Annotated in this window: 27 protein-coding genes; 19 read left to right on the top strand and 8 right to left on the bottom strand. The window is 35.9% G+C overall.

Annotated features, from left to right (window positions below):
* Positions 1-57 precede the first annotated feature (57 nt).
* From QM859_RS02760 to QM859_RS02745, 4 genes are all read right to left on the bottom strand, one after another.
* Complete coding sequence (locus QM859_RS02760) at positions 58-297, bottom strand: zinc-ribbon domain-containing protein (protein ID WP_251935555.1); 240 nt, start codon at positions 295-297, stop codon at positions 58-60.
* Positions 298-330: 33 nt separating this feature from the next.
* Entirely contained in the window at positions 331-1,137 is an 807-nt protein-coding gene (locus QM859_RS02755; RefSeq protein ID WP_414262048.1) for a peptidylprolyl isomerase, read from the bottom strand.
* Positions 1,138-1,362: 225 nt separating this feature from the next.
* Complete coding sequence (locus tag QM859_RS02750) at positions 1,363-1,587, bottom strand: helix-turn-helix transcriptional regulator (protein ID WP_042769224.1); 225 nt, start codon at positions 1,585-1,587, stop codon at positions 1,363-1,365.
* Between the two features lie 2 nt (positions 1,588-1,589).
* Complete coding sequence (locus QM859_RS02745) at positions 1,590-2,186, bottom strand: DUF3796 domain-containing protein (protein ID WP_414262047.1); 597 nt, start codon at positions 2,184-2,186, stop codon at positions 1,590-1,592.
* Between the two features lie 529 nt (positions 2,187-2,715).
* Here QM859_RS02745 and QM859_RS02740 point away from each other — a divergent pair.
* The 8 genes from QM859_RS02740 to QM859_RS02705 all read left to right on the top strand — a co-directional run bounded on the left by QM859_RS02740 (position 2,716) and on the right by QM859_RS02705 (position 7,645).
* Positions 2,716-3,330 carry a CadD family cadmium resistance transporter gene (locus QM859_RS02740; protein ID WP_414262046.1) on the top strand — a complete coding sequence of 205 codons (615 nt, stop codon included), beginning with the start codon at positions 2,716-2,718 and terminating at the stop codon, positions 3,328-3,330.
* Positions 3,331-3,341: 11 nt separating this feature from the next.
* Positions 3,342-3,680 (top strand): Cd(II)/Zn(II)-sensing metalloregulatory transcriptional regulator CadX, encoded by a 339-nt coding sequence (gene cadX, locus QM859_RS02735; RefSeq protein WP_000711083.1) that lies wholly within the window; start codon positions 3,342-3,344, stop codon positions 3,678-3,680.
* A gap of 45 nt (positions 3,681-3,725) precedes the next feature.
* Positions 3,726-3,860, top strand: coding sequence for a hypothetical protein (locus tag QM859_RS02730; RefSeq protein ID WP_002889641.1), 135 nt, complete (start codon positions 3,726-3,728; stop codon positions 3,858-3,860).
* A gap of 69 nt (positions 3,861-3,929) precedes the next feature.
* Positions 3,930-4,214 (top strand): hypothetical protein, encoded by a 285-nt coding sequence (locus tag QM859_RS02725; RefSeq protein ID WP_414262045.1) that lies wholly within the window; start codon positions 3,930-3,932, stop codon positions 4,212-4,214.
* A 670-nt stretch (positions 4,215-4,884) separates the two neighbouring features.
* Positions 4,885-5,088, top strand: coding sequence for a hypothetical protein (locus tag QM859_RS02720; RefSeq protein WP_003010127.1), 204 nt, complete (start codon positions 4,885-4,887; stop codon positions 5,086-5,088).
* On the top strand, positions 5,081-6,067 hold the full coding sequence (locus QM859_RS02715; protein WP_003010129.1) for an ABC transporter ATP-binding protein: 987 nt from the start codon (positions 5,081-5,083) through the stop codon (positions 6,065-6,067). Before QM859_RS02720 ends, QM859_RS02715 begins: the two co-directional genes overlap by 8 nt.
* Positions 6,064-6,858 (top strand): ABC transporter permease, encoded by a 795-nt coding sequence (locus QM859_RS02710; protein ID WP_003013825.1) that lies wholly within the window; start codon positions 6,064-6,066, stop codon positions 6,856-6,858. The genes QM859_RS02715 and QM859_RS02710 overlap by 4 nt, the downstream gene beginning before the upstream one ends.
* Position 6,859: 1 nt before the next feature.
* The gene (locus tag QM859_RS02705) at positions 6,860-7,645 is read left to right on the top strand and encodes an ABC transporter permease (protein WP_003013947.1); all 786 of its coding nucleotides are present in this window, start codon (positions 6,860-6,862) and stop codon (positions 7,643-7,645) included.
* A gap of 496 nt (positions 7,646-8,141) precedes the next feature.
* Here QM859_RS02705 and QM859_RS02700 read toward each other — a convergent pair whose 3' ends face one another.
* Positions 8,142-8,333: a hypothetical protein gene (locus QM859_RS02700; RefSeq protein WP_414262187.1), complete on the bottom strand. Its 192-nt coding sequence runs from the start codon at positions 8,331-8,333 to the stop codon at positions 8,142-8,144.
* Between the two features lie 174 nt (positions 8,334-8,507).
* Here QM859_RS02700 and rpsP point away from each other — a divergent pair, with 174 nt between their 5' ends.
* The 7 genes from rpsP to QM859_RS02665 all read left to right on the top strand — a co-directional run bounded on the left by rpsP (position 8,508) and on the right by QM859_RS02665 (position 12,728).
* Positions 8,508-8,780, top strand: a complete 273-nt coding sequence (gene rpsP, locus QM859_RS02695) for a 30S ribosomal protein S16 (protein ID WP_004253064.1) — start codon at positions 8,508-8,510, stop codon at positions 8,778-8,780.
* Between the two features lie 19 nt (positions 8,781-8,799).
* Complete coding sequence (gene kphA / locus QM859_RS02690; protein ID WP_000379617.1) at positions 8,800-9,039, top strand: RNA-binding protein KphA; 240 nt, start codon at positions 8,800-8,802, stop codon at positions 9,037-9,039.
* 126 nt (positions 9,040-9,165) lie between these two features.
* Positions 9,166-10,068, top strand: a complete 903-nt coding sequence (locus QM859_RS02685; RefSeq protein ID WP_414262044.1) for a DMT family transporter — start codon at positions 9,166-9,168, stop codon at positions 10,066-10,068.
* Between the two features lie 149 nt (positions 10,069-10,217).
* Entirely contained in the window at positions 10,218-11,075 is an 858-nt protein-coding gene (locus QM859_RS02680) for an alpha/beta fold hydrolase (protein ID WP_414262043.1), read from the top strand.
* A gap of 74 nt (positions 11,076-11,149) precedes the next feature.
* On the top strand, positions 11,150-11,668 hold the full coding sequence (gene rimM / locus QM859_RS02675) for a ribosome maturation factor RimM (protein WP_016465641.1): 519 nt from the start codon (positions 11,150-11,152) through the stop codon (positions 11,666-11,668).
* Entirely contained in the window at positions 11,658-12,377 is a 720-nt protein-coding gene (gene trmD / locus QM859_RS02670; protein WP_414262042.1) for a tRNA (guanosine(37)-N1)-methyltransferase TrmD, read from the top strand. Before rimM ends, trmD begins: the two co-directional genes overlap by 11 nt.
* A 12-nt stretch (positions 12,378-12,389) precedes the next feature.
* Positions 12,390-12,728 carry an ATP cone domain-containing protein gene (locus QM859_RS02665; protein ID WP_004253071.1) on the top strand — a complete coding sequence of 113 codons (339 nt, stop codon included), beginning with the start codon at positions 12,390-12,392 and terminating at the stop codon, positions 12,726-12,728.
* A gap of 29 nt (positions 12,729-12,757) precedes the next feature.
* On the opposite strand, the gene QM859_RS02660 is transcribed toward QM859_RS02665, so the two are convergent.
* The gene (locus tag QM859_RS02660) at positions 12,758-13,078 is read right to left on the bottom strand and encodes a hypothetical protein (protein WP_223332811.1); all 321 of its coding nucleotides are present in this window, start codon (positions 13,076-13,078) and stop codon (positions 12,758-12,760) included.
* A 92-nt stretch (positions 13,079-13,170) separates the two neighbouring features.
* Here QM859_RS02660 and QM859_RS02655 point away from each other — a divergent pair, with 92 nt between their 5' ends.
* A complete protein-coding gene (locus tag QM859_RS02655) occupies positions 13,171-13,386 on the top strand; it encodes a YdbC family protein (RefSeq protein ID WP_004253080.1) in 216 nt (71 codons plus the stop codon).
* Positions 13,387-13,436: 50 nt separating this feature from the next.
* On the opposite strand, the gene QM859_RS02650 is transcribed toward QM859_RS02655, so the two are convergent.
* Together QM859_RS02650 and gor are read right to left on the bottom strand one after the other, a co-directional pair.
* Entirely contained in the window at positions 13,437-13,976 is a 540-nt protein-coding gene (locus QM859_RS02650; RefSeq protein ID WP_414262041.1) for a biotin transporter BioY, read from the bottom strand.
* Between the two features lie 140 nt (positions 13,977-14,116).
* Entirely contained in the window at positions 14,117-15,463 is a 1,347-nt protein-coding gene (gene gor / locus QM859_RS02645; protein WP_414262040.1) for a glutathione-disulfide reductase, read from the bottom strand.
* Positions 15,464-15,704: 241 nt separating this feature from the next.
* Here gor and QM859_RS02640 point away from each other — a divergent pair, with 241 nt between their 5' ends.
* Genes QM859_RS02640 through QM859_RS02630 form a run of 3 tightly spaced genes read left to right on the top strand, consistent with a single transcriptional unit; the run spans position 15,705 to position 18,838 of the window.
* On the top strand, positions 15,705-16,892 hold the full coding sequence (locus QM859_RS02640) for an efflux RND transporter periplasmic adaptor subunit (RefSeq protein ID WP_414262039.1): 1,188 nt from the start codon (positions 15,705-15,707) through the stop codon (positions 16,890-16,892).
* Positions 16,876-17,577 carry an ABC transporter ATP-binding protein gene (locus QM859_RS02635; RefSeq protein ID WP_414262038.1) on the top strand — a complete coding sequence of 234 codons (702 nt, stop codon included), beginning with the start codon at positions 16,876-16,878 and terminating at the stop codon, positions 17,575-17,577. Before QM859_RS02640 ends, QM859_RS02635 begins: the two co-directional genes overlap by 17 nt.
* A gap of 1 nt (position 17,578) precedes the next feature.
* The gene (locus QM859_RS02630) at positions 17,579-18,838 is read left to right on the top strand and encodes an ABC transporter permease (protein ID WP_414262037.1); all 1,260 of its coding nucleotides are present in this window, start codon (positions 17,579-17,581) and stop codon (positions 18,836-18,838) included.
* The last annotated feature ends 66 nt before the right edge of the window (positions 18,839-18,904 follow it).

Raw genomic sequence — 18,904 nt, 5'->3', positions numbered from 1 at the left:
AGAAACTCGCAAAACTAGAATAGGAAAAAGCCAAGTCTGTGTGACTTGGCTTTTTGACTAGTAATTCAAATAGGTTTCAATCTCAGATTTTTGAATTTCTTTACCGTAGTGACAAATCGGGCAAGAAACGAAATAAGTTTTACCATAAGGGAAGAGCGGAATCCAGTAAAGAGTAAACTTACGTCCGTATTCCGTAATTTCCCAAGTACCAACATTGTTACAATGGCCACATTCGATAGCAGTTTGTGTATGTCCCAACACTTTTTGGTAACCTTTTGACCCCCAAAATAGAATCATTTTAACATCTCCTTATAGTTATAGTCAATGGTGTTATTGTTTACTGAAATCGTAGTCTTTAACAATTTCGATACTGTCGATAGTGATAGCAGTAGTCGGCTTGTCTTTTTCGTCTTTTTCAACCTTTGCGATTTTATCTACTACGTCCATACCATCAATCACTTGACCAAAGACTGGGTGTTTACCATCAAGAGTTGGATTTCCCCCTTCTTTGTAGGCTTCGATAATTTTCTTAGGATAGATATTAGTAGGAAGTTTAGCTGAATAGTCTGTGGTACTTTGGTTGATGAAGAATTGGCTACCATTTGAGCTTGGTTGACCAGTATTGGCCATAGATAGGGAACCACGGATATTATAAAGGTATGGAGAGATTTCATTTTTAAAACCGGTCCCCTTGTCCTTGGTTTTGTCCTTATCGTGCCAGATAGATTCACCACCTGTACCATCCCCTTTTGGATCTCCGGTTTGTACCATAAATCCGTCAATCACACGGTGGAAAGTAACCCCATTGTAGTAGCCTTCCTTAGCGTGAGTAAGGAAGTTTTCAACCGCAAGTGGAACTAACTTTGGAAAGAGCTTGATACGGATATCCCCTTGGCTAGTGTGGAGAATAGCTTCAGCCTCGTCTTCAGCGACTTCCTTAGAAAGTTGAGGGAAGTTCGCATTTTCGTTGGTTAAAGCGTCTTTCAAATCTTTTTCTGCTTGGGAAGCAGCCTTGGAACTCTCCTCAGCAGCAATCTTAGAATCCACGTAATCATCACCACGAAGTGCACGTTGGATACTTGTACATCCACCGAGAGCAAAAGTCGAAATGAGTAGTAGTGTAGCTAGTTTTTTCATGTTAGTCCTTTCAAAAATCATTTCTACCATTGTACCCTAAAAAGAAGTGGATTTCAAATATTAGTCACAAGGTAGTTTAAGAGGAAATCAACTAAAAAGTAGTTTGATTAGAGATTTTTCTTTGGATGACGGTCGAAAATGTCCTGGTATTGTTCCAGTATCCGCTCTCCCTTTGGCTTCAATTCCTAATTAATCAATGAACTTAATACTAGTTCTTAAAAAGAATTATGCTTCCTCTTTCTGTCTGAGTTCAAAGAGGTCTTCTACTTTCAGATTAAAAACTTGAGCAATTTTAAGAGCCATTTCCAGTGAAGGATTGTAACGGTTATTTTCCAAGTGCAGAATTGTCTCGCGTCGCATGCCGATGAGGTCGGCTAACTCCTGCTGGGTCATGCCTGTGGACTCACGAACAGATTTGAGATTAGTAATAATATTGCTTTCTTTGGCCATGCTTATCCTCTCCGTTCCAAGATAAGATAGACAACCGCAAAGATGCAAATCAAGGCAGCTATGCTAAAAAATATCTGTCCCATGTAAAGAGTGAGAGACCCCATATACCCAATGATAACTGCTAGGATCATCAGTGCGCCTAGTATAAAAACAAACATCAAGCTAGCTGCCTTGCCTAAATTAGCATAAAAGCGTTCGTCCGGAGTTTCCTTGACATTTTTCAAACAGAAAAAAGCAAATAAAATCACTTCAATAACGAGGCCAATTCCCAAAATCCATTCTTTAATACCAGAACTTAAGCTTGGGGTCGCAACCCAAATTCCTAATGTATAAAAAATACTTGCTGCAAACAAAAGTATCGTGTAAAGCTTAGCAGACAAGTCAAAAATAATCTTTCCCTTACCTTTCTGACTTTTATGAGACCATAGTTTCATATGTAGCCAGCTCCAAATAGCTACAATTTGACATTGCACTGAAATACCAGTAATAACTAACTTGGGTCCCCAACTAAGATTAGAACCAAATAAAACAATAAAATCAATAATGAGAGCTACGGCAATCATTGCAATGAGGCCACGCATTTTTTGACTTTTTTTCATGATAGACTCCTTTTTTGTGTTATAAATATATAACATTTAAATGTTATGTTATAAATATATCACACTTAAATTTAGAAAGCAAGAATTTTATGTGTCAATGTGGTAATTATTTGAAAAAATTTTTTAATTAAAGACCTCGCTAGTCAAACAACTAAAGAATTCTTTGAAGCAATGCATCGGATTTGGTTTGGATAGTTTTGTTAATAATATTTGATGATAAAGAATCTTTGGAAAATCTAGATACTGTATGGATCTCTACTTTTTTTCTTAGACTCTTATAAAGTCTGTCAGAATAAGCTTTGTAGGTGTAGAAGTTAATTTTTACAGAAGTGAATTAAGCATTCAATACGAATCAATACATAAGAAAAACTCTGATTTCAAGCGTTTTTTCTTTTTTCAATTTTAATACATTTCACTATATTTCAGTCCAATCTCTACCTTCTTATCTATACTTTGATGGAGCTGAAGTTGACATCTACAAAGTTTAATGTTAAAATACATTCAAAAATATATTTGAATGAGGTGTTTTATGGTTCAAAATGTTGTTACTTCAATAATCCTGTATTCTGGGACAGCCGTAGACTTACTTATTATCCTAATGTTATTTTTTGCCAAAAGAAAAAGCAGAAAAGACATTATTAACATCTATTTAGGACAATTTCTAGGCTCTGTTAGTCTAATATTGCTAAGTTTACTTTTTGCATTTGTCTTAAATTATATTCCTAGTAAAGAGATTTTAGGTTTTCTCGGTTTGATTCCAATTTTCCTAGGACTCAAAGTTTTGCTTTTAGGAGATTCTGATGGAGAAGCTATTGCAAAAGATGGTTTGCGCAAAGATGATAAAAACCTGATTTTTCTAGTCGCTATGATTACTTTTGCAAGTTGTGGTGCTGACAATATAGGTGTTTTTGTCCCATATTTTATTACCTTAAATTTAGCGAATTTGATAGTGGCTTTACTTACCTTTCTAGTCATGATTTATCTCTTGGTTTTTTCTGCCCAAAAATTGGCACAAGTCCCTTCTGTTGGAGAAACTTTGGAAAAATATAGCAGATGGTTTATTGCCGTTGTTTATTTAGGATTGGGGATGTATATCCTGATTGAAAACAACAGCTTTGACATGCTAAGGACTGTGTTCGGCTAGGAGAAAAAATTATGAAAAAAGATAGTATCTGCCAAGTGAATATTATAAATCAACAAAATGTTACAACCGCAACGAACTACCTTGAAAAGGAAAAAGTCCAAAAATCACTTCGTATTTTATCAAAGTTTACCGATAATAAACAGATAAATATCATCTTTTATCTTCTTGCTGTTGAAGAACTCTGTGTATGTGATATAGCCTGTTTACTAAATCTCAGTATGGCATCTGCCTCCCACCATCTTCGTAAACTAGCCAATCAAAACATCTTGGATACTAGAAGAGAGGGGAAAATTATATATTATTTTATAAAAGATGAGGAAATCAAAGACTTTTTTAATCAACTAGGATAACAACTATTTTTACTACTTTACCATGATTATATATAGGACTTATCTATGAAATTTTTTGATGAAAATTACTCACAAGAAATACCTACTCGTATCAAATGTTTAAGAAAAAAGTATAATTTAAAGCAAAGCGACCTAGGTAATGCAGGTCAAGTTAGCCAAGTTGAAAAGGGAGGAATTTGAAAGAATTTGTATCTTTTATTTTTTGTTTCATTTATGCCCTATGCTACTGGAATAGTTAGTAGTCATTTCATGAATCATACGGCACAGCTCTTTTATGGACTAATCGTTATTGTTTCAACGGTAGCAAACTGGTTTTTACATAAAGTAATTGATAAACCTAATATAGATCGGAAAGAATTACTTGAAGCTACCGCACAATATAGGAAGTTATTGATACCTGACCTAATAATTAAAGGAGTGGGATTGATTCTATCCCTAATTCTCTATCCTCCGATTATGATGTATAGTGTTTTAATTGCGGCATTTTACATCATAACTTTAAAAACACTATCCGAAAAAAGAGTGAATAACTAAAAAACGGTGACCAAAGTTAGGTGTATTATTTTAATGCTTAGAGACCTAAACTATACCCCTATTTTAAAAATATTGATTCAGATTTTATGAAATTAAAAAGTAGATATTGTTCTTAAAATCCTTGATATTTCGCTGTTTTTAATCCAACTGAAATCTATACTTTCCAAACCAGGTCTTAAGAAAGCTCGTAAAGCATCACAATTATCAAAACGTTAATCAACACGCTTATATCAACGTTTACAGACATTTAAGAAATTTCTCTTGGATGTCTTTTTTTGTCTAGCTAAATTTTACAAATTGGGCAATTTAGGTTACTCAATAATATAAAAAAGATAAAAATTTAAAGTTCGAATTTTAATTTTAAAAAAAGTAATTATTATTGAATATCTGTTCAAACATTTTTTCTTTTCTAAGGTTAATATAAGTATATATACTTTAAAAAAGGAAGTCAAACATCTTGCTCATAGATTTTTGCATTTTTAAAAAATACATTTTGTCATATAATAATGTGGAAAATTGACGGATTCCTTAAATAATCATATAATATGAATATGTAAACCCTTACATACTATTCTACTTATACTTGATAAAATGCAAGTTCTTGAGGATCTATAAATATATAGACACTCTTCTATTTATAAAGTTAAATAAAGAATCACGGAGAAAGTTTATGGATATTAAAGAGACATTCAACCAGCTAGACAATACAAAATTTAATGATTTCAATAATCGCCTTGAAGGTTTTGAGAAACTTTTTAAAGACAAATATTATTTTACCCATCCCGAAGATTTTAGCTCAATCTTTAGCATTTTGGTAAAGTATGGAAAAAGTACAAGTAAATATATTTTATCGAAAGGAGAGATATATGAGTGAAATAGTTATTAATGCTCAGAATTTATCTAAAAATTTTTATAATTTTGATTCAAGACTCCCATTTATCAAGAGATTTTTGAAACGTAATCAAATAACGATTCGAGCTGTTCAAGATATTAGTTTTACGATTAAGAGAGGGAGTATAGTTGGCTTTATTGGGAGTAATGGAGCTGGTAAATCCACAACGATTAAAATGTTGACTGGGACTCTTTATCCTAGTTCCGGAAAATTAGAAGTGAATGGAGAAATTCCATTTAAAAGAAGTATAAATTTTAGAAAAAAAATTTCAATAGTAGTAGGAAATAAATTACAGTTATTTCAAGATGTTTCGGCTATGGATTATTTTCAATTGATTGGTACTTTATATGAGGTAGAACCGGCGATTTTACAAGAACGAATTCAGGAATTAAGCAATTTGTTGAATGTAAAAGATCAGCTTTACCAGCAGGTCCGGACCCTCTCTCTTGGACAAAAAATGAAAATGGAGTTTATCGCGGCATCTTTAACAAGTCCGGAAATATTATTTTTAGACGAGCCTACTATAGGGTTAGATATACAGTCTAAAAAAGATATCAGAACGTTTTTAAAGAAAATGAATGAAGAATGTCATACTACTATTATTTTAACGAGTCATGATATGGATGATATTTCGTCTGTTTGTGACGAATTAATCGTCATTGACAAAGGAAAAATTATTTTGCAGGAGTCAATGGATGTTATTTTATCTAAATTTTCTGATTTTAAATATTTAAAGATAAAAATGACATTAGATTTGGTACCAGAGTTATGCTCTGTTAAAGGAGTAGTAGTCATTTCTCAAACAAAATCGGAATGTATACTAAAAATACCTAGAGATTTTGTCTTTGAGACATTAGAATCAATCAATAAGCTTGTAGATATAGAAGATTTTGAAATATCAAATCTATCTTTAGAAGAAATTATTTTACAAAACTATTTTACAAAAAAGGAGCACAATTGAAAAAAGAAATGTCTATTATTCTGATATCATTTCGATCTATTTTGAACTATAAATCAAGTGTACTATTGTTAATGTTACAGGCAAGTATACAAATTATGATATCAGTATTTTTATGGACGTATATATATCAGAGTAACCAGATAAATATAGCAGGATATGATTTTACCTCAATGGTTCAATACTATTTGGGGACTATAATTTTTTCATATTTTGTTTTTTATCCAGTTGATTGGGAAATCAATGACGATGTTCATTCAGGAAATTTTTTTAGCATATTAATAAAACCTGTTACTTTTTATAAGTATTATTTTTGTAAAATGCTTGGAGATAGGCTTGCTCATTTATTATTTATCATCATTCCTGTCATTTTATTCTCCAGTGTTTATTACAAGAATGAGTTATTAACCATTGAAATTCTTATTTTAGGAAGTATTGCAATTATTCTATCTATGGTTCTATGGTTTTTAATATCATGTTGTGTAGGTATGCTTTCTTTTTGGTTAGAAAATATATTTTTTGTCCTTACTGTTAAAGAAATAGTAATTCAGTTTTTATCAGGAATATTATTGCCTTTAAGTTTTTTTTCAAATAATTTTCGTCTGTTTTTAGATGTATTACCTTTTAAATACTTAGTATATGAACCGCTTCAGATGTTTAGTAATGATACATATAAATTAATAGACTATTTGAGAATTATTTGTATTCAATTGATTTGGTGCATCATTTTTTATATTATATCAAGATTCATATTGAGAAAAGGAGTGGAGCACTTCTCAAATGTGGGAGGATAAAATGTTTAGAATAAAAGTAATTTTTAGGCTACTTCATTTTGGTTTTAAATCTGATATGAATTTTCATTTTGACTTCTTTTGTGGTCTATTTTCGTCGATACTGTGGATTGGTTTACCTATTGTATTTTTTAGATTGATTTTCTTAAACATAGACTCTTTTAATGGTTGGGACTATTATCAAATTTTATTTTTGGTAGGTTCCTACACTATTGTAGATGGAGTTATGATGGGATTGTTAATTAGAAGTATGGGAATTTTAGAATCAGATATTTTGAGTGGTAACTTGGATCAAATTTTATTGAGGCCGTTTGATACTCAGTTGTTCTATATTTTTAGATCATTTAATTTAGTTCAATTCGTGAATACTTTTTTTGGTCTTGCGATCATTTTTATAAGTTATGGAAATTTAAATGTACATTTAAATTCATTAAAAATATTATTTTATATCCTTTCTTTAATGTGTGGTTGTATTATATATTATTCAATTTGGTTTCTAATAACGATTAGTTCATTTTGGTTCCCAACTAAATTTTCAAAAGTAGATGTATTTTTGAATTATATTGGAATTTCTAAGTATCCATATAATATTTTTACAGGTATTAACAGATTGATCACTATGTTATTTGTTCCCAATTTATTAATTGCCAATCCTGCAGTATTAATATTTTTAGGGAAAGATACATTGAACCTATTTTTCTATCAAATAGTTTTTACAGTTTTTTTGATTATTATCAGTCGTACAATTTTTAGAAAAGGATTGAAAAAATATGAAAGTGCAGGAAGATAAACAATGTTGTTCAGTTATATGTTTGACTAAAGGAAGTGATTCGCTGTACTTTGTTTTGTGGTCATTGAAACATCAGATAATTATAAACTATAATTTAAAGAATAGTATTATTAACTTATAGGTGCTAAGAAAAAATTTAAAGAAATTCCCTCATTCAATCAAACTTATTCATATTTTTTAAAATAAGAAAATAGTTGGATTTTGATGATGGTTGATATAAAGCTAAACTGAAAGTACCTGAAATCCAACTGTGTCAAACCAGGTCATAAGAAAGCTCGTAAAGCTAGCCAGTTCTCTAAACGTTAAGAACTAGCTACAATACAGCATTTACAACACTTCATGGTTCACACCATGGGGTGTTTTTGATGATTTTAAGCAAAATTCACACCATTTAATTGAAAGTTATTTAAATTAGATGATAATTTGTTTTCTGAAAAAGTGGAAAAACATTGATTTAAGCTAATTTTGAATCATATTCGAATGGGAGTTTTTAAAATCATGTTTCGGTTGTAAAAATGCCAAACTGGATTCTCCATAGGAGGGTGATATCATCTGCTAATAGATTGTCTTCTAGTAGTTCCATTTTGCGTTTTGGGACAGGTTTAGGGCCTTCCATATCAAGATTAGGAAAGATATAGGGCTTGACAGGGTAGTCTTTATAGACAGTATCAAAAGTAGTATCATAAATTTTTTCTTTCTAATTTATCCCTATTAGTCTAATAAATTTCTAAAAAATTTAAAAATTTTAAAGTCTGTCAAGTTTTTTTCTTGACACCTCTCAGAAATCTGTTATAATAGAACATGTGCTAAATAGCTTAGCTATTTCACCGAAATAAAAAATAAAAGAAAAGAGATATTAAAAATGGCAGTAAAAATCCGTTTGACTCGTATGGGTTCTAAGAAAAAACCTTTCTACCGTATTAACGTAGCAGATTCACGTTCACCACGTGACGGACGTTTCATCGAAACAGTTGGAACTTACAACCCACTTGTTGAAGAAAACCAAGTAACTTTGAAAGAAGACCGTATTTTGGCATGGTTAGCTGATGGAGCTCAACCTTCAGATACAGTTCGCAACATCCTTTCAAAAGAAGGCGTATTGAAGAAATTCCACGATTCTAAATTCTCAAAATAAGTTTAAAGTAGGTTGACAGATGGATACGATTGAAAATCTCATTATTGCAATTGTGAAACCTTTGATTTCACAACCAGATGCCTTAACTATCAAGATTGAAGATACACCAGAATTTTTGGAATATCATTTGGATCTTGACCAGAGCGATGTGGGTCGTGTAATCGGTCGTAAGGGTCGCACTATTTCTGCGATAAGAACGATTGTCTACTCTGTCCCAACTGAAGACAAAAAAGTAAGAATCGTTATTGACGAAAAATAAGAAAAGCGGGACATGGTCTCGCTTTTTTTGCAAGGAGAATAGTAATAGCGATCATCATGAAGTACCAGTTCTTAGTCTGATACATTTTTACTTGATGATATCTAGATGCAAAGGGAGTTATAATTTATGAACGAAAAAACAAAAGCCTATTTGGCAGTCTTATCTTTTTCAACTATTATTGGATTTTCTTTTCTATTTACCAAGGTTGCCTTAGGATTTGCTAGTCCTTTGACCAACTTAGCCCATCGCTATACAGTCGCAGCTATTGTGCTATTTATATTGCAGCAAAGCAAACTGATTCAGGTCAAACTTTCAAAAGAGGACATTCTTTCTATTCTACCAATGAGCCTCTTTTATCCTATCCTCTTTTTCATGTTCCAATCCTTTGCTCTTCAGTATATTTCATCATCTGAAGCTGGGATTTTGCAAGCCCTAGTGCCCATTTTCACCCTTATTTTGGCCTCAATCTTTTTAAAGGAAAAAACCACGACGGTTCAAAAGTTCTTTCTTTTTCTTTCAGTAGCAGGTGTTATTTATATTTTCCTTAGTAAGGGTGCTAATTTCGATGCAGGGGCAGGTATCTTTGGCTATGTCTTGATGCTTGGATCTGTTTTCTCAAATGCCATTAATAATATCCTTAGCAAGTACAAGGGAGGCCAGTACAAGATTATGGACCTGACTGTAGTTGTGATTCTAGTGGGCTTTATTGTTTTTAATTGCTTAAGTCTCTTTTCTTACATGGCAAGTAGCAATCTAACGGGCTATTTTGAACCCCTTGGTCATGTTGGCTATATCTTTTCTATCCTCTATTTAGGAATTCTAGCCTCAATCGTAACAGCGGCTTTATCTATTTATGCTATTGTTAGACTAGGAGCATCAACAGTTAGTGTTTTTGGAAATCTAGGAACTGTTTTAACCATTGTAGCAGGAGCAGTTTTTTTACATGAACCAATTTACGCTTATCACTTGCTTGGTGCATCCATGATTATTGCTGGAATTTTAGGCATGAATCTGATGAGAAAAAAGTAAAGATTGCTTAGCAGTCTTTTTCTTTATCTAAATGATGCAGAAAATTCAAAATTTTTAATGAAGTTAGGCTTAGAAAACGATGATTTTAATATAGCATGATAAAATAGATAAAAAGAATGATATTAGGATAAAGAGGAGAGAGTGTAGAAATGAAGCCAAATGATATTGCTGAAGCTATTGCTTTTTATAACAGAGAACCCGAGACTTTGGTACGCCACATTATACCAGTATTAGATTGTGATTTGGTTGTTTATCATCGTCCTGGAAACGCAAGTAAAGGCCACATTATTTTCTATCATGGAGCTTGTGGCCGTAGTCAGATGTGGGCCCACCAGTATGATGCTTTTGATGGATTTGACCTTTACTTTGTCAATGTTAGAGGGCAGGGTGAATCACCTATGAAAGTTGGCCTTCCCGACTTGGAAGGCGCTGTTCAAGATGTAGATGCTATTTTGTCCTATTTCCAGCTAGATAAGGTGATATTGGTTGGTCATTCTTGGGGAGGAAATCCACTTCAAGAGTACACCTATCGCCATCCAGAAAGAGTTCTAGCCTTAGTCATGGTAGATAGTTGGGGACAGCATCGTTACCTATCAGATAAAGAAAGAGGTCGAATCAAATATAGTTCTCTTATGTATAAAACGATTCCTTGGAAGGTGATTGCAGATAAGAACTCAAAAATGTGTACAGATAATCCTATCACAAGAGAATTAGTCAAGACTGCCATTATAGAAACTGGGCGAGATGTTTTTTTGAACCTTGGAATCACAGGTTTCTTGGCAGTCCATGAGATAGAAGGATATAAAGGAAATCCTCCTATGCTATTAGTAAGAGGCGAAAATGATTTTCCCAAACACCTAAAAATGATCTACGATGGTATCATTGCTCTAAATCCCAATGCACGTCAAGTAACGATTTCAGATAGTAAACACCAACCGATGAATGACCATCCTAAAGAGTTTAATCAGATAGTTGGTGATTTTTTTGAAGAAGTAGTAGCCTTGTAAGATAGGACCTATTCAACTTGTGAAAATCCCTGTAACATGATAAAATAAAGGGAGAAACAGATACAGGAGACAAGATGAACTACTTTAACGTTGGGAAAATCGTCAATACGCAGGGTTTGCAGGGTGAAATGCGAGTCTTGTCAGTGACAGATTTTGCTGAAGAACGCTTTAAAAAAGGGGCAGAGTTAGCCTTATTTGATGAAAAAGATCAATTTGTGCGCACAGTGGTCATTGCAAGCCACCGTAAACAAAAAAACTTCGATATCATCAAGTTTAAAGATATGTACCATATCAATGATATCGAAAAATACAAGGGTTACAGTCTGAAGGTTGCTGAGGAGAATCTCAATGACCTCGATGAGGGTGAGTTTTACTACCACGAGATTATCGGTTTAGAAGTCTATGAGGGAGATAACTTGATTGGAACTATCAAGGAAATCCTTCAGCCAGGCGCCAATGATGTCTGGGTAGTCAAACGAAAAGGCAAACGAGACTTACTCTTACCTTATATCCCGCCAGTAGTTCTTAATATAGATATTCCTAATAACCGTGTGGATGTTGAACTCTTAGAAGGGTTAGACGATGAAGATTGATATTTTAACTCTCTTTCCAGAAATGTTCACACCCTTAGAACATTCTATCGTTGGCAAGGCTCGTGAAAAAGGACTCTTAGATATCCACTATCATAATTTTCGTGACTACGCTGAAAAGGCTCGTCATGTGGATGATGAACCTTATGGAGGTGGTCAGGGGATGCTCCTTCGAGCGCAACCCATCTTTGACGCCTTTGATGCGATTGAAAAAAAGAAGCCGCGCGTGATTCTCTTAGACCCTGCTGGGAAGCAGTTTGACCAGGCTTATGCGGAGGATTTAGCGCAAGAAGAGGAACTTATCTTTATCTGTGGTCACTACGAAGGATATGATGAGCGTATTAAGACCTTGGTAACCGATGAGATATCTCTTGGAGATTATGTCTTGACTGGTGGAGAACTAGCAGCGATGACTATGATTGATGCGACGGTTCGCTTGATTCCAGAAGTTATTGGGAAGGAAGCAAGTCACCAAGATGATAGCTTTTCATCAGGACTCTTGGAATATCCTCAGTACACAAGACCTTACGATTATCGTGGAATGCTAGTTCCAGATGTTCTCATGAGTGGACACCATGAAAACATACGTCAATGGCGACTCTATGAGAGCCTCAAGAAAACCTACCAACGTAGACCTGATTTGCTGGAAGAGTATGAACTGACAGCAGAAGAAGAGAAAATGTTAGCAGAAATTAAAGAAAATAACAATTAAAAGGAGAAAACTATGCAAGTAATTAAACGTGATGGACAAGTCGCTGATTTTGATCCAGATAAAATCTACCAAGCTATCCTTAAGGCGGCTCAGACAGTCTATGTTTTGACTGACGATTTGCGCCAAAATCTAGCTCAAGTTACTAAAAAGGTTGTTTTGGATTTAGAAGAAGCAAAAGTAGAACGTGCGACTATCAGTATGATTCAATCAATGGTTGAGCACCGCTTGCTTGGTGCTGGCTACATTACAATTGCAGAACACTATATCTCTTATCGTTTGCAACGTGATTTGGAGAGAAGTGGTTATGGCGACCACATCGCTGTTCACCTTCATTTTGAACAAATTCGCTAAGATAAAAAGAGTGAGATGATAGAAGCATCTCACTCTTTCTTAAATCTTCTTTTTTGGGCCGTTTGGATAGTAGAAGGAACGAAAGTTACTCTTCGAATATCCGACACTCGAATAATACGGCTAACATTTTTGGCGAAATTTTTAACGATAATTTGTTGGCGGTCAGTATCATACTTGATAATATCGCCGGTAAAACTTGACTCAGCAAAAATGATGTGTACAGCTGTTTTTTTAGCTAAGGCTTCTTCAAGTCTAGCAATTAGGGGATCGCTTTTTTCAGGAATGGAATCTTCATGTCCATTGACAAAATCATGGACTTTTTGCAAAGCCTGTTTTAATAAATCTTTCATTCCGGCCTCCCTTCTTTACATCATTATATAAAAATTTTATGAAATCTACAAGATTTTTCGAATAATCAATTGAGAACAAAAAGGAGAAAAACATGGCAGAATTTACATTTGAAATTGAAGAACACTTGCTTACTCTATCTGAAAATGAAAAAGGATGGACCAAAGAAATCAATCGTGTCAGCTTTAATGGTGCACCAGCGAAGTTTGACATTCGTAGCTGGAGTCCTGACCACACCAAGATGGGGAAAGGAATTACTCTCTCAAATGAAGAATTTCAAATCATGGTGGATGCTTTTAAGAATCAATAAACTTTCATCTAAGATTAATTAAAAAGAGGCTAGGAAAATTCCCGGCCCTTTTATTTGCTTGAAAAATAAGCTTGTGTACGAAGACGTTGGAGTAGTGGTCGGCTGATGAAGCTAATGGCTACTATTTTGGCAAGATCAGGTATGATAAAGGGAATAACACCGACAGCCAGTGCTTTATCAAAAGGCATTCCAGCTAAGAAGTGGAGACTGAGAATACCACCGACAAAAACAAGTGAATCTCCCAAGAGATTTGCAAAGAAAATACGTAGGACACCACTATTGGTGTGAATGAGATAGGAAGCAAGCCCTGCATAGACAAGGTCGAACCAAAGATAACCAGCGCTTGGTCCAACTAAAACATGAAATCCAGCTCCACCGTTAGCAAAGACCGGAAGGCCAATAGCCCCAAGTAAGAGATAGAGTCCGACAGAGAGAACAGCTTCCCTTGGTCTAAAAACAGTAGCGATGAGACCAATAGCAAAGTTTTGCAGAGTGAAAGGAACTGGACCAATCGGCAGACTAATTTGTGCCAATACAGCAATCAGTGCAGCCCCGATAGCTGGGATAGCGTAAATGTGTGCTTTTTTCAAAATAGTTAACCTCTTCTATAAATTATAGTAACTATTATACCGAATGAGATATAAATGTCAACCTTTTTTAAAATAAAAGGTTACAAATTTGTAACGGCCGATTTAGAGTAAAAAAGAGACCAAGGGGTCTCTCTTTTCTTTTAACGCATGGTCACAAATTCTTCTGAACCGGTTGGATGGATAGCAACAGTCGCATCAAAGTCAGCTTTTGTAGCACCCATTTTGATTGCCACTGCAAAACCTTGTATCATTTCATCAACTCCGTAGCCGATTCCATGAAGGCCAACTACCTTCTCGTCTGCACCGGCAGTCACGAGCTTGAAGCGGGCTTCTTGACGGTGACTAGTAACTGCAGAATACATAGATGCGAATTTTGAAGTATAGACTTTAATGTTTTCTTGTCCATATTCTTTGATAGCTTCTTCCTCAGTTAGACCGACAGTTCCGATAGCTGGGTGAGAGAAGACAACAGTTGGAATAGTCGTGTAGTCCATTTTAGCATTGGTTTTACCGTTGAAGAGTCTTTCTGATAGGGTACGACCAGCCTTGATAGCGACTGGAGTAAGTTCTTTCTCACCCGTTACATCTCCAAGAGCATAGATACCGTCAACGACAGTGTTTTGGTATTCATCAACCTGGATAAAGCCGCGTTCATTGAGAGTGACACCAGCTTTTTCGAGTTGAAGTCCTTCAACATTTGGACGGCGACCAGTTGCCCAGATAACTTGACTGGCAGTATGAGTACTACCATCTTCAAAATGAATGGTAATGCCTTGTTCAGCTTCTTCAAGTTTAGCTGGAACCTTATGAGTGTGGAGAGATAGTCCAGTATTTTCCATTTCTTGAACCAGACTCTCAACGATATAGCTATCAAAACCACGTAGCGGACGATCACGACGGACGAATAAATCTGTCTGTACACCAAGTGTATGGAGTACACCAGCTAATTCGACAGCAATGTAACCTGCCCCAAGAATAGCTACAGATTCAGGTAACTCTTCCCGGGCAAAGACATCATCAGAACTATCACCTAGTTCAGCGCCAGGAATGGCTGGAATATGTGGATGTGCTCCAGTCGCAATCACGATGTGCTTAGCGCGGATTAGCTCTCCATTAACGCTGACTGTATGTGCATCGACGAATTCGGCACGTCCTTCAATCAAATCAACCCCGTTACGCTTAAAGCTACCATCGTAAGAGGAGCGAGCACGGTCAATGTAGGCTTCACGATTTTTACGAAGCCTTGCATAATCAAATTCATTCCCAGTACTTGTAAAACCATAGTCAGGTCCATATTTGTGAATACTCTCTGCAATTTGCGCCCCATACCACATGATTTTCTTAGGCACACAGCCCAAATTTACACAAGTCCCCCCTAATTTCTTTTCCTCAATAACTGCGGCTTTGGCTCCGTGTTCACCCGCACGATTCATGGTAGCAATACCTCCGCTACCACCTCCGATGGCGATAATATCATATTCTCTCATAGAAAGCTCCTTTGCTTGTTTTCTAGTCATATTCTATCTTTTTTTGGAGGTCAATGCAAAAATTTGCTACGCTTAAAATTTTTAAGAAAATGCTTGCAAAAATAAAAGAGAAAGTGTATTATATAACTAATACAACAATAAAAGGATTTTACAAATAAATTTGGATTGTTAGAAATAAATTGTCCATTTTTAGGATGTGTGCTATAATCTTAACATATATATTTATAAAAGGGGTATTGCTATGAAAAAAAAGTCAAAAGCTAAGAAATGGCCTTTATTTACTGCTATTGGAGTTGCATCAGTACTTGTAGTGGGAGCAGCAGCTGTTCTTCTATTGAGACAACCAAATCAAGCTGCAGCAAAAGATGAAACTGCTAAGATCGTCCTTGCCAAAGAGGGTTCAGTAGCATCTTCTGTTCTCCTATCGGGGAGTGTTACTGCCCAAAATGAACAATACATCTATTATGATGCAAGCAAGGGTGACTTAGACGAGGTCTTGGTTTCTGTTGGAGATCAGGTCAGCGAAGGACAGGCTCTCGTCAAGTACAGTAGTGCAGAAGCCCAGGCTGCCTATGATGCTGCCAGTCGTGCCGTTGCTAAAGCAAACCGTCATATCAATGAACTAAATGAGTCTCGAAATACCGCCGCAGCAACACCGAGTCTTCCGCAAGCAGGTCTAGAAGGAGCAACTGGACAAGCGCCAGCTCAGTCATCCGGTTCTGCCACAGCTGCTATTGATTCTCAAATCAGCGATGCACGTGATGTGCGTGCAGATGCAGAAGCGCAACTTGAAAAAGCTCAAGCCCAATTGAATGCTGCTACGGTATTGAGTACGGTGGAGGGGACAGTTGTTGAAGTGAATCGCAACGTTTCAAAATCTCCAACAGGAAATAGTCAAGTTTTGATTCATATCGTAAGTAACGATAATTTGCAGGTCAAGGGGGAGCTCTCTGAATACAACCTAGCTAACCTTTCTGTTGGTCAAGAAGTCACCTTTACTTCTAAAGTTTATCCAGATAAAACTTGGAATGGTAAGATAAGCTATATTTCAAATTATCCAAAAAATAATAGTGAAGCAAGTTCAAGTCTTGCTGCCTCAAATTCAGGTTCTAAATATCCCTATACCGTCGATGTAACAAGTGAAATTGGTGATTTGAAGCAGGGCTTTACAGTCAGTGTCGAAGTGAAAAGCACCAGTAAAGCATTGATTGTTCCGATTACGAGCGTAGTTATGGAAGAAGATAAAAACTATGTTTGGATTCTTGATGAAAATCAAAAGGCCAAAAAAGTTGAAGTTGGATTGGGCAATGCGGACGCAGAAAACCAAGAGATCACATCTGGTCTGAAAGATGGAGCAAAAGTCATCAGTAATCCGACAGCTTCCTTGCAAGAAGGAAAAGAGGTGAAGACTGATGAAGCAACTAATTAGCCTCAAAAATATTTGCCGTAGCTATCGTAATGGTGACCAAGAACTCCTAGTCCTCAAGAATATTAACCTAGAAGTTCATGAAGGTGAATTCGTAGCTATCATGGGACCTTCTGGTTCTGGTAAGTCAACTCTCATGAATACCATTGGTATGTTAGATACACCTACAAGTGGTCAGTATTTTCTAGATGGAAAAGAAGTAGCTGGTTTGGGTGAAAAACAATTAGCCAAGGTTCGAAATCAGGAAATCGGCTTTGTCTTTCAACAGTTCTTTCTCTTGTCCAAGCTGAATGCCCTTCAAAACGTCGAATTACCCTTGATTTATGCTGGTGTTTCAGCTTCAAAACGTCGCAAATTAGCAGAAGATTATCTAGAAAAGGTTGAGTTGACAGAGCGTAGCCATCATTTGCCTTCGGAGTTATCAGGTGGTCAGAAGCAAAGGGTTGCCATTGCGCGTGCACTCGTTAACAATCCTTCTATTATTCTAGCAGATGAACCTACTGGAGCCTTGGATACCAAAACAGGAAATCAAATCATGCAACTCTTGGTTGAATTAAACAAAGAAGGAAAAACTATAATCATGGTTACGCATGAACCTGAAATTGCTGCCTACGCCAAAAGACAAATTGTCATTCGTGACGGTATCATTTCGTCTGATAGTGCTCAAATAGAAAAGGAGGAAAACTAAGATGCAGAATCTGAAATTTGCCTTTTCATCTATCATGGCTCACAAGATGCGCTCCTTCTTAACCATGATCGGTATTATCATTGGTGTTTCCTCTGTTGTCGTCATCATGGCCTTGGGAGATTCCATGTCTCGTCAGGTCAATAAAAATATGACCAAGTCCCAGAAAGACATCCATGTCTTTTTCTCACCTACAAAGAGTAAGGACGGTTCCTTTACCCAAAAGCAATCTGCTCTAACCCTTTCTGGAGGACGAGAAGAAGATTTTGTTGAACCACCAAAACCACAAGAAGCCTGGGTTAAGGAAGCTGCTAAGCTCAAGGGAGTGGATAGTTACTATGTGACCAACTCAGCCAATGTGACCTTGACCTATAAGGATAAAAAGGTGGAACACGCTAACATGACTGGTGGGAATGTCACTTATATGGATGCGGTCGAAAATAAAGTCATTGCAGGTCGAAGTCTTAGAGCACAAGATTATAAAGATTTTGCAAACGTGATTATTTTAGATGAAGAACTTGCCAATAGCCTTTTTGGTTCAGCACAAGAAGCTCTCAATCAGATTGTTGAAGTAAATGAAATCAGTTACCGTGTTATTGGTGTTTATGCAAGTAAAGAAGCTAAGGCTGTAAAATCCTTTGGAGTCGGAGGACTACCAATTACGACCAATATTTCTCTTGCAGCTAATTTTAACACAGACGAGATTTCAAATATTGTCTTCCGTGTCAATGATACTAGCTTAACTCAGACTTTAGGACCAGAGCTGGCTAGGAAAATGACGGAGATTGCAGGTCTTCAACAAGGGGAGTATCAGATAGCAGATGCAACGGAAGCCTTCAATGAAGTGCAACAAATGTTCGGCTTTATAACTACGATTATAAGTGCTATCGCAGGGATTTCCCTCTTTGTCGGTGGTACGGGTGTTATGAACATTATGCTTGTTTCGGTGACAGAGCGTACCCGTGAGATTGGTCTACGCAAAGCGCTAGGAGCAACACGGGCTAATATCCTGGTTCAATTTTTGATTGAATCCATGATTTTGACCTTATTAGGTGGATTCATTGGTCTACTGCTTGCTGCAGGAATGACCATGCTTGCAGGAGTTCTTCTTCAAAACTTGATTGCAGGAATCGAGGTTGGAGTATCCATCCCTATCGCTCTCTTTAGTTTAGTGGTCTCAGCAGGTATCGGTATGATATTCGGTGTTCTACCAGCCAACAAAGCCTCTAAGCTGGATCCTATCGAAGCACTTCGTTATGAATAATTTAAAAGATAAAAAACGAGATAGACATTTGTCTGTCTTGTTTTTGTATGGATTTCTCTATCGAAA

It is taken from the genome of Streptococcus infantis, from assembly GCF_047463175.1.
Classification (GTDB): Bacteria; Bacillota; Bacilli; order Lactobacillales; family Streptococcaceae; genus Streptococcus; species Streptococcus infantis_AC.
Note: the sequence above shows the minus strand (reverse complement) of the source record. Positions and strands in the feature narration are given on the sequence as shown.

Excerpts from the sequence above, each read along its gene's own strand:
- QM859_RS02705 (WP_003013947.1), top strand. The coding sequence starts at position 6,860 with ATGTTTAGAATAAAAGTAATTTTTAGGCTACTTCATTTTGGTTTTAAA.
- QM859_RS02740 (WP_414262046.1), top strand. The coding sequence starts at position 2,716 with ATGGTTCAAAATGTTGTTACTTCAATAATCCTGTATTCTGGGACAGCC.
- QM859_RS02635 (WP_414262038.1), top strand. The coding sequence starts at position 16,876 with ATGAAGCAACTAATTAGCCTCAAAAATATTTGCCGTAGCTATCGTAAT.
- kphA (WP_000379617.1), top strand. The coding sequence starts at position 8,800 with ATGGATACGATTGAAAATCTCATTATTGCAATTGTGAAACCTTTGATT.
- QM859_RS02660 (WP_223332811.1), bottom strand. The coding sequence starts at position 13,078 with ATGAAAGATTTATTAAAACAGGCTTTGCAAAAAGTCCATGATTTTGTC.
- cadX (WP_000711083.1), top strand. The coding sequence starts at position 3,342 with ATGAAAAAAGATAGTATCTGCCAAGTGAATATTATAAATCAACAAAAT.
- QM859_RS02755 (WP_414262048.1), bottom strand. The coding sequence starts at position 1,137 with ATGAAAAAACTAGCTACACTACTACTCATTTCGACTTTTGCTCTCGGT.
- QM859_RS02665 (WP_004253071.1), top strand. The coding sequence starts at position 12,390 with ATGCAAGTAATTAAACGTGATGGACAAGTCGCTGATTTTGATCCAGAT.
- QM859_RS02750 (WP_042769224.1), bottom strand. The coding sequence starts at position 1,587 with ATGGCCAAAGAAAGCAATATTATTACTAATCTCAAATCTGTTCGTGAG.
- gor (WP_414262040.1), bottom strand. The coding sequence starts at position 15,463 with ATGAGAGAATATGATATTATCGCCATCGGAGGTGGTAGCGGAGGTATT.
- QM859_RS02760 (WP_251935555.1), bottom strand. The coding sequence starts at position 297 with ATGATTCTATTTTGGGGGTCAAAAGGTTACCAAAAAGTGTTGGGACAT.
- QM859_RS02640 (WP_414262039.1), top strand. The coding sequence starts at position 15,705 with ATGAAAAAAAAGTCAAAAGCTAAGAAATGGCCTTTATTTACTGCTATT.
- QM859_RS02680 (WP_414262043.1), top strand. The coding sequence starts at position 10,218 with ATGAAGCCAAATGATATTGCTGAAGCTATTGCTTTTTATAACAGAGAA.
- QM859_RS02685 (WP_414262044.1), top strand. The coding sequence starts at position 9,166 with ATGAACGAAAAAACAAAAGCCTATTTGGCAGTCTTATCTTTTTCAACT.
- QM859_RS02720 (WP_003010127.1), top strand. The coding sequence starts at position 4,885 with ATGGATATTAAAGAGACATTCAACCAGCTAGACAATACAAAATTTAAT.
- rpsP (WP_004253064.1), top strand. The coding sequence starts at position 8,508 with ATGGCAGTAAAAATCCGTTTGACTCGTATGGGTTCTAAGAAAAAACCT.
- QM859_RS02725 (WP_414262045.1), top strand. The coding sequence starts at position 3,930 with ATGAATCATACGGCACAGCTCTTTTATGGACTAATCGTTATTGTTTCA.
- QM859_RS02655 (WP_004253080.1), top strand. The coding sequence starts at position 13,171 with ATGGCAGAATTTACATTTGAAATTGAAGAACACTTGCTTACTCTATCT.
- rimM (WP_016465641.1), top strand. The coding sequence starts at position 11,150 with ATGAACTACTTTAACGTTGGGAAAATCGTCAATACGCAGGGTTTGCAG.
- QM859_RS02745 (WP_414262047.1), bottom strand. The coding sequence starts at position 2,186 with ATGAAAAAAAGTCAAAAAATGCGTGGCCTCATTGCAATGATTGCCGTA.
- QM859_RS02630 (WP_414262037.1), top strand. The coding sequence starts at position 17,579 with ATGCAGAATCTGAAATTTGCCTTTTCATCTATCATGGCTCACAAGATG.
- QM859_RS02715 (WP_003010129.1), top strand. The coding sequence starts at position 5,081 with ATGAGTGAAATAGTTATTAATGCTCAGAATTTATCTAAAAATTTTTAT.
- QM859_RS02730 (WP_002889641.1), top strand. The coding sequence starts at position 3,726 with ATGAAATTTTTTGATGAAAATTACTCACAAGAAATACCTACTCGTATC.
- trmD (WP_414262042.1), top strand. The coding sequence starts at position 11,658 with ATGAAGATTGATATTTTAACTCTCTTTCCAGAAATGTTCACACCCTTA.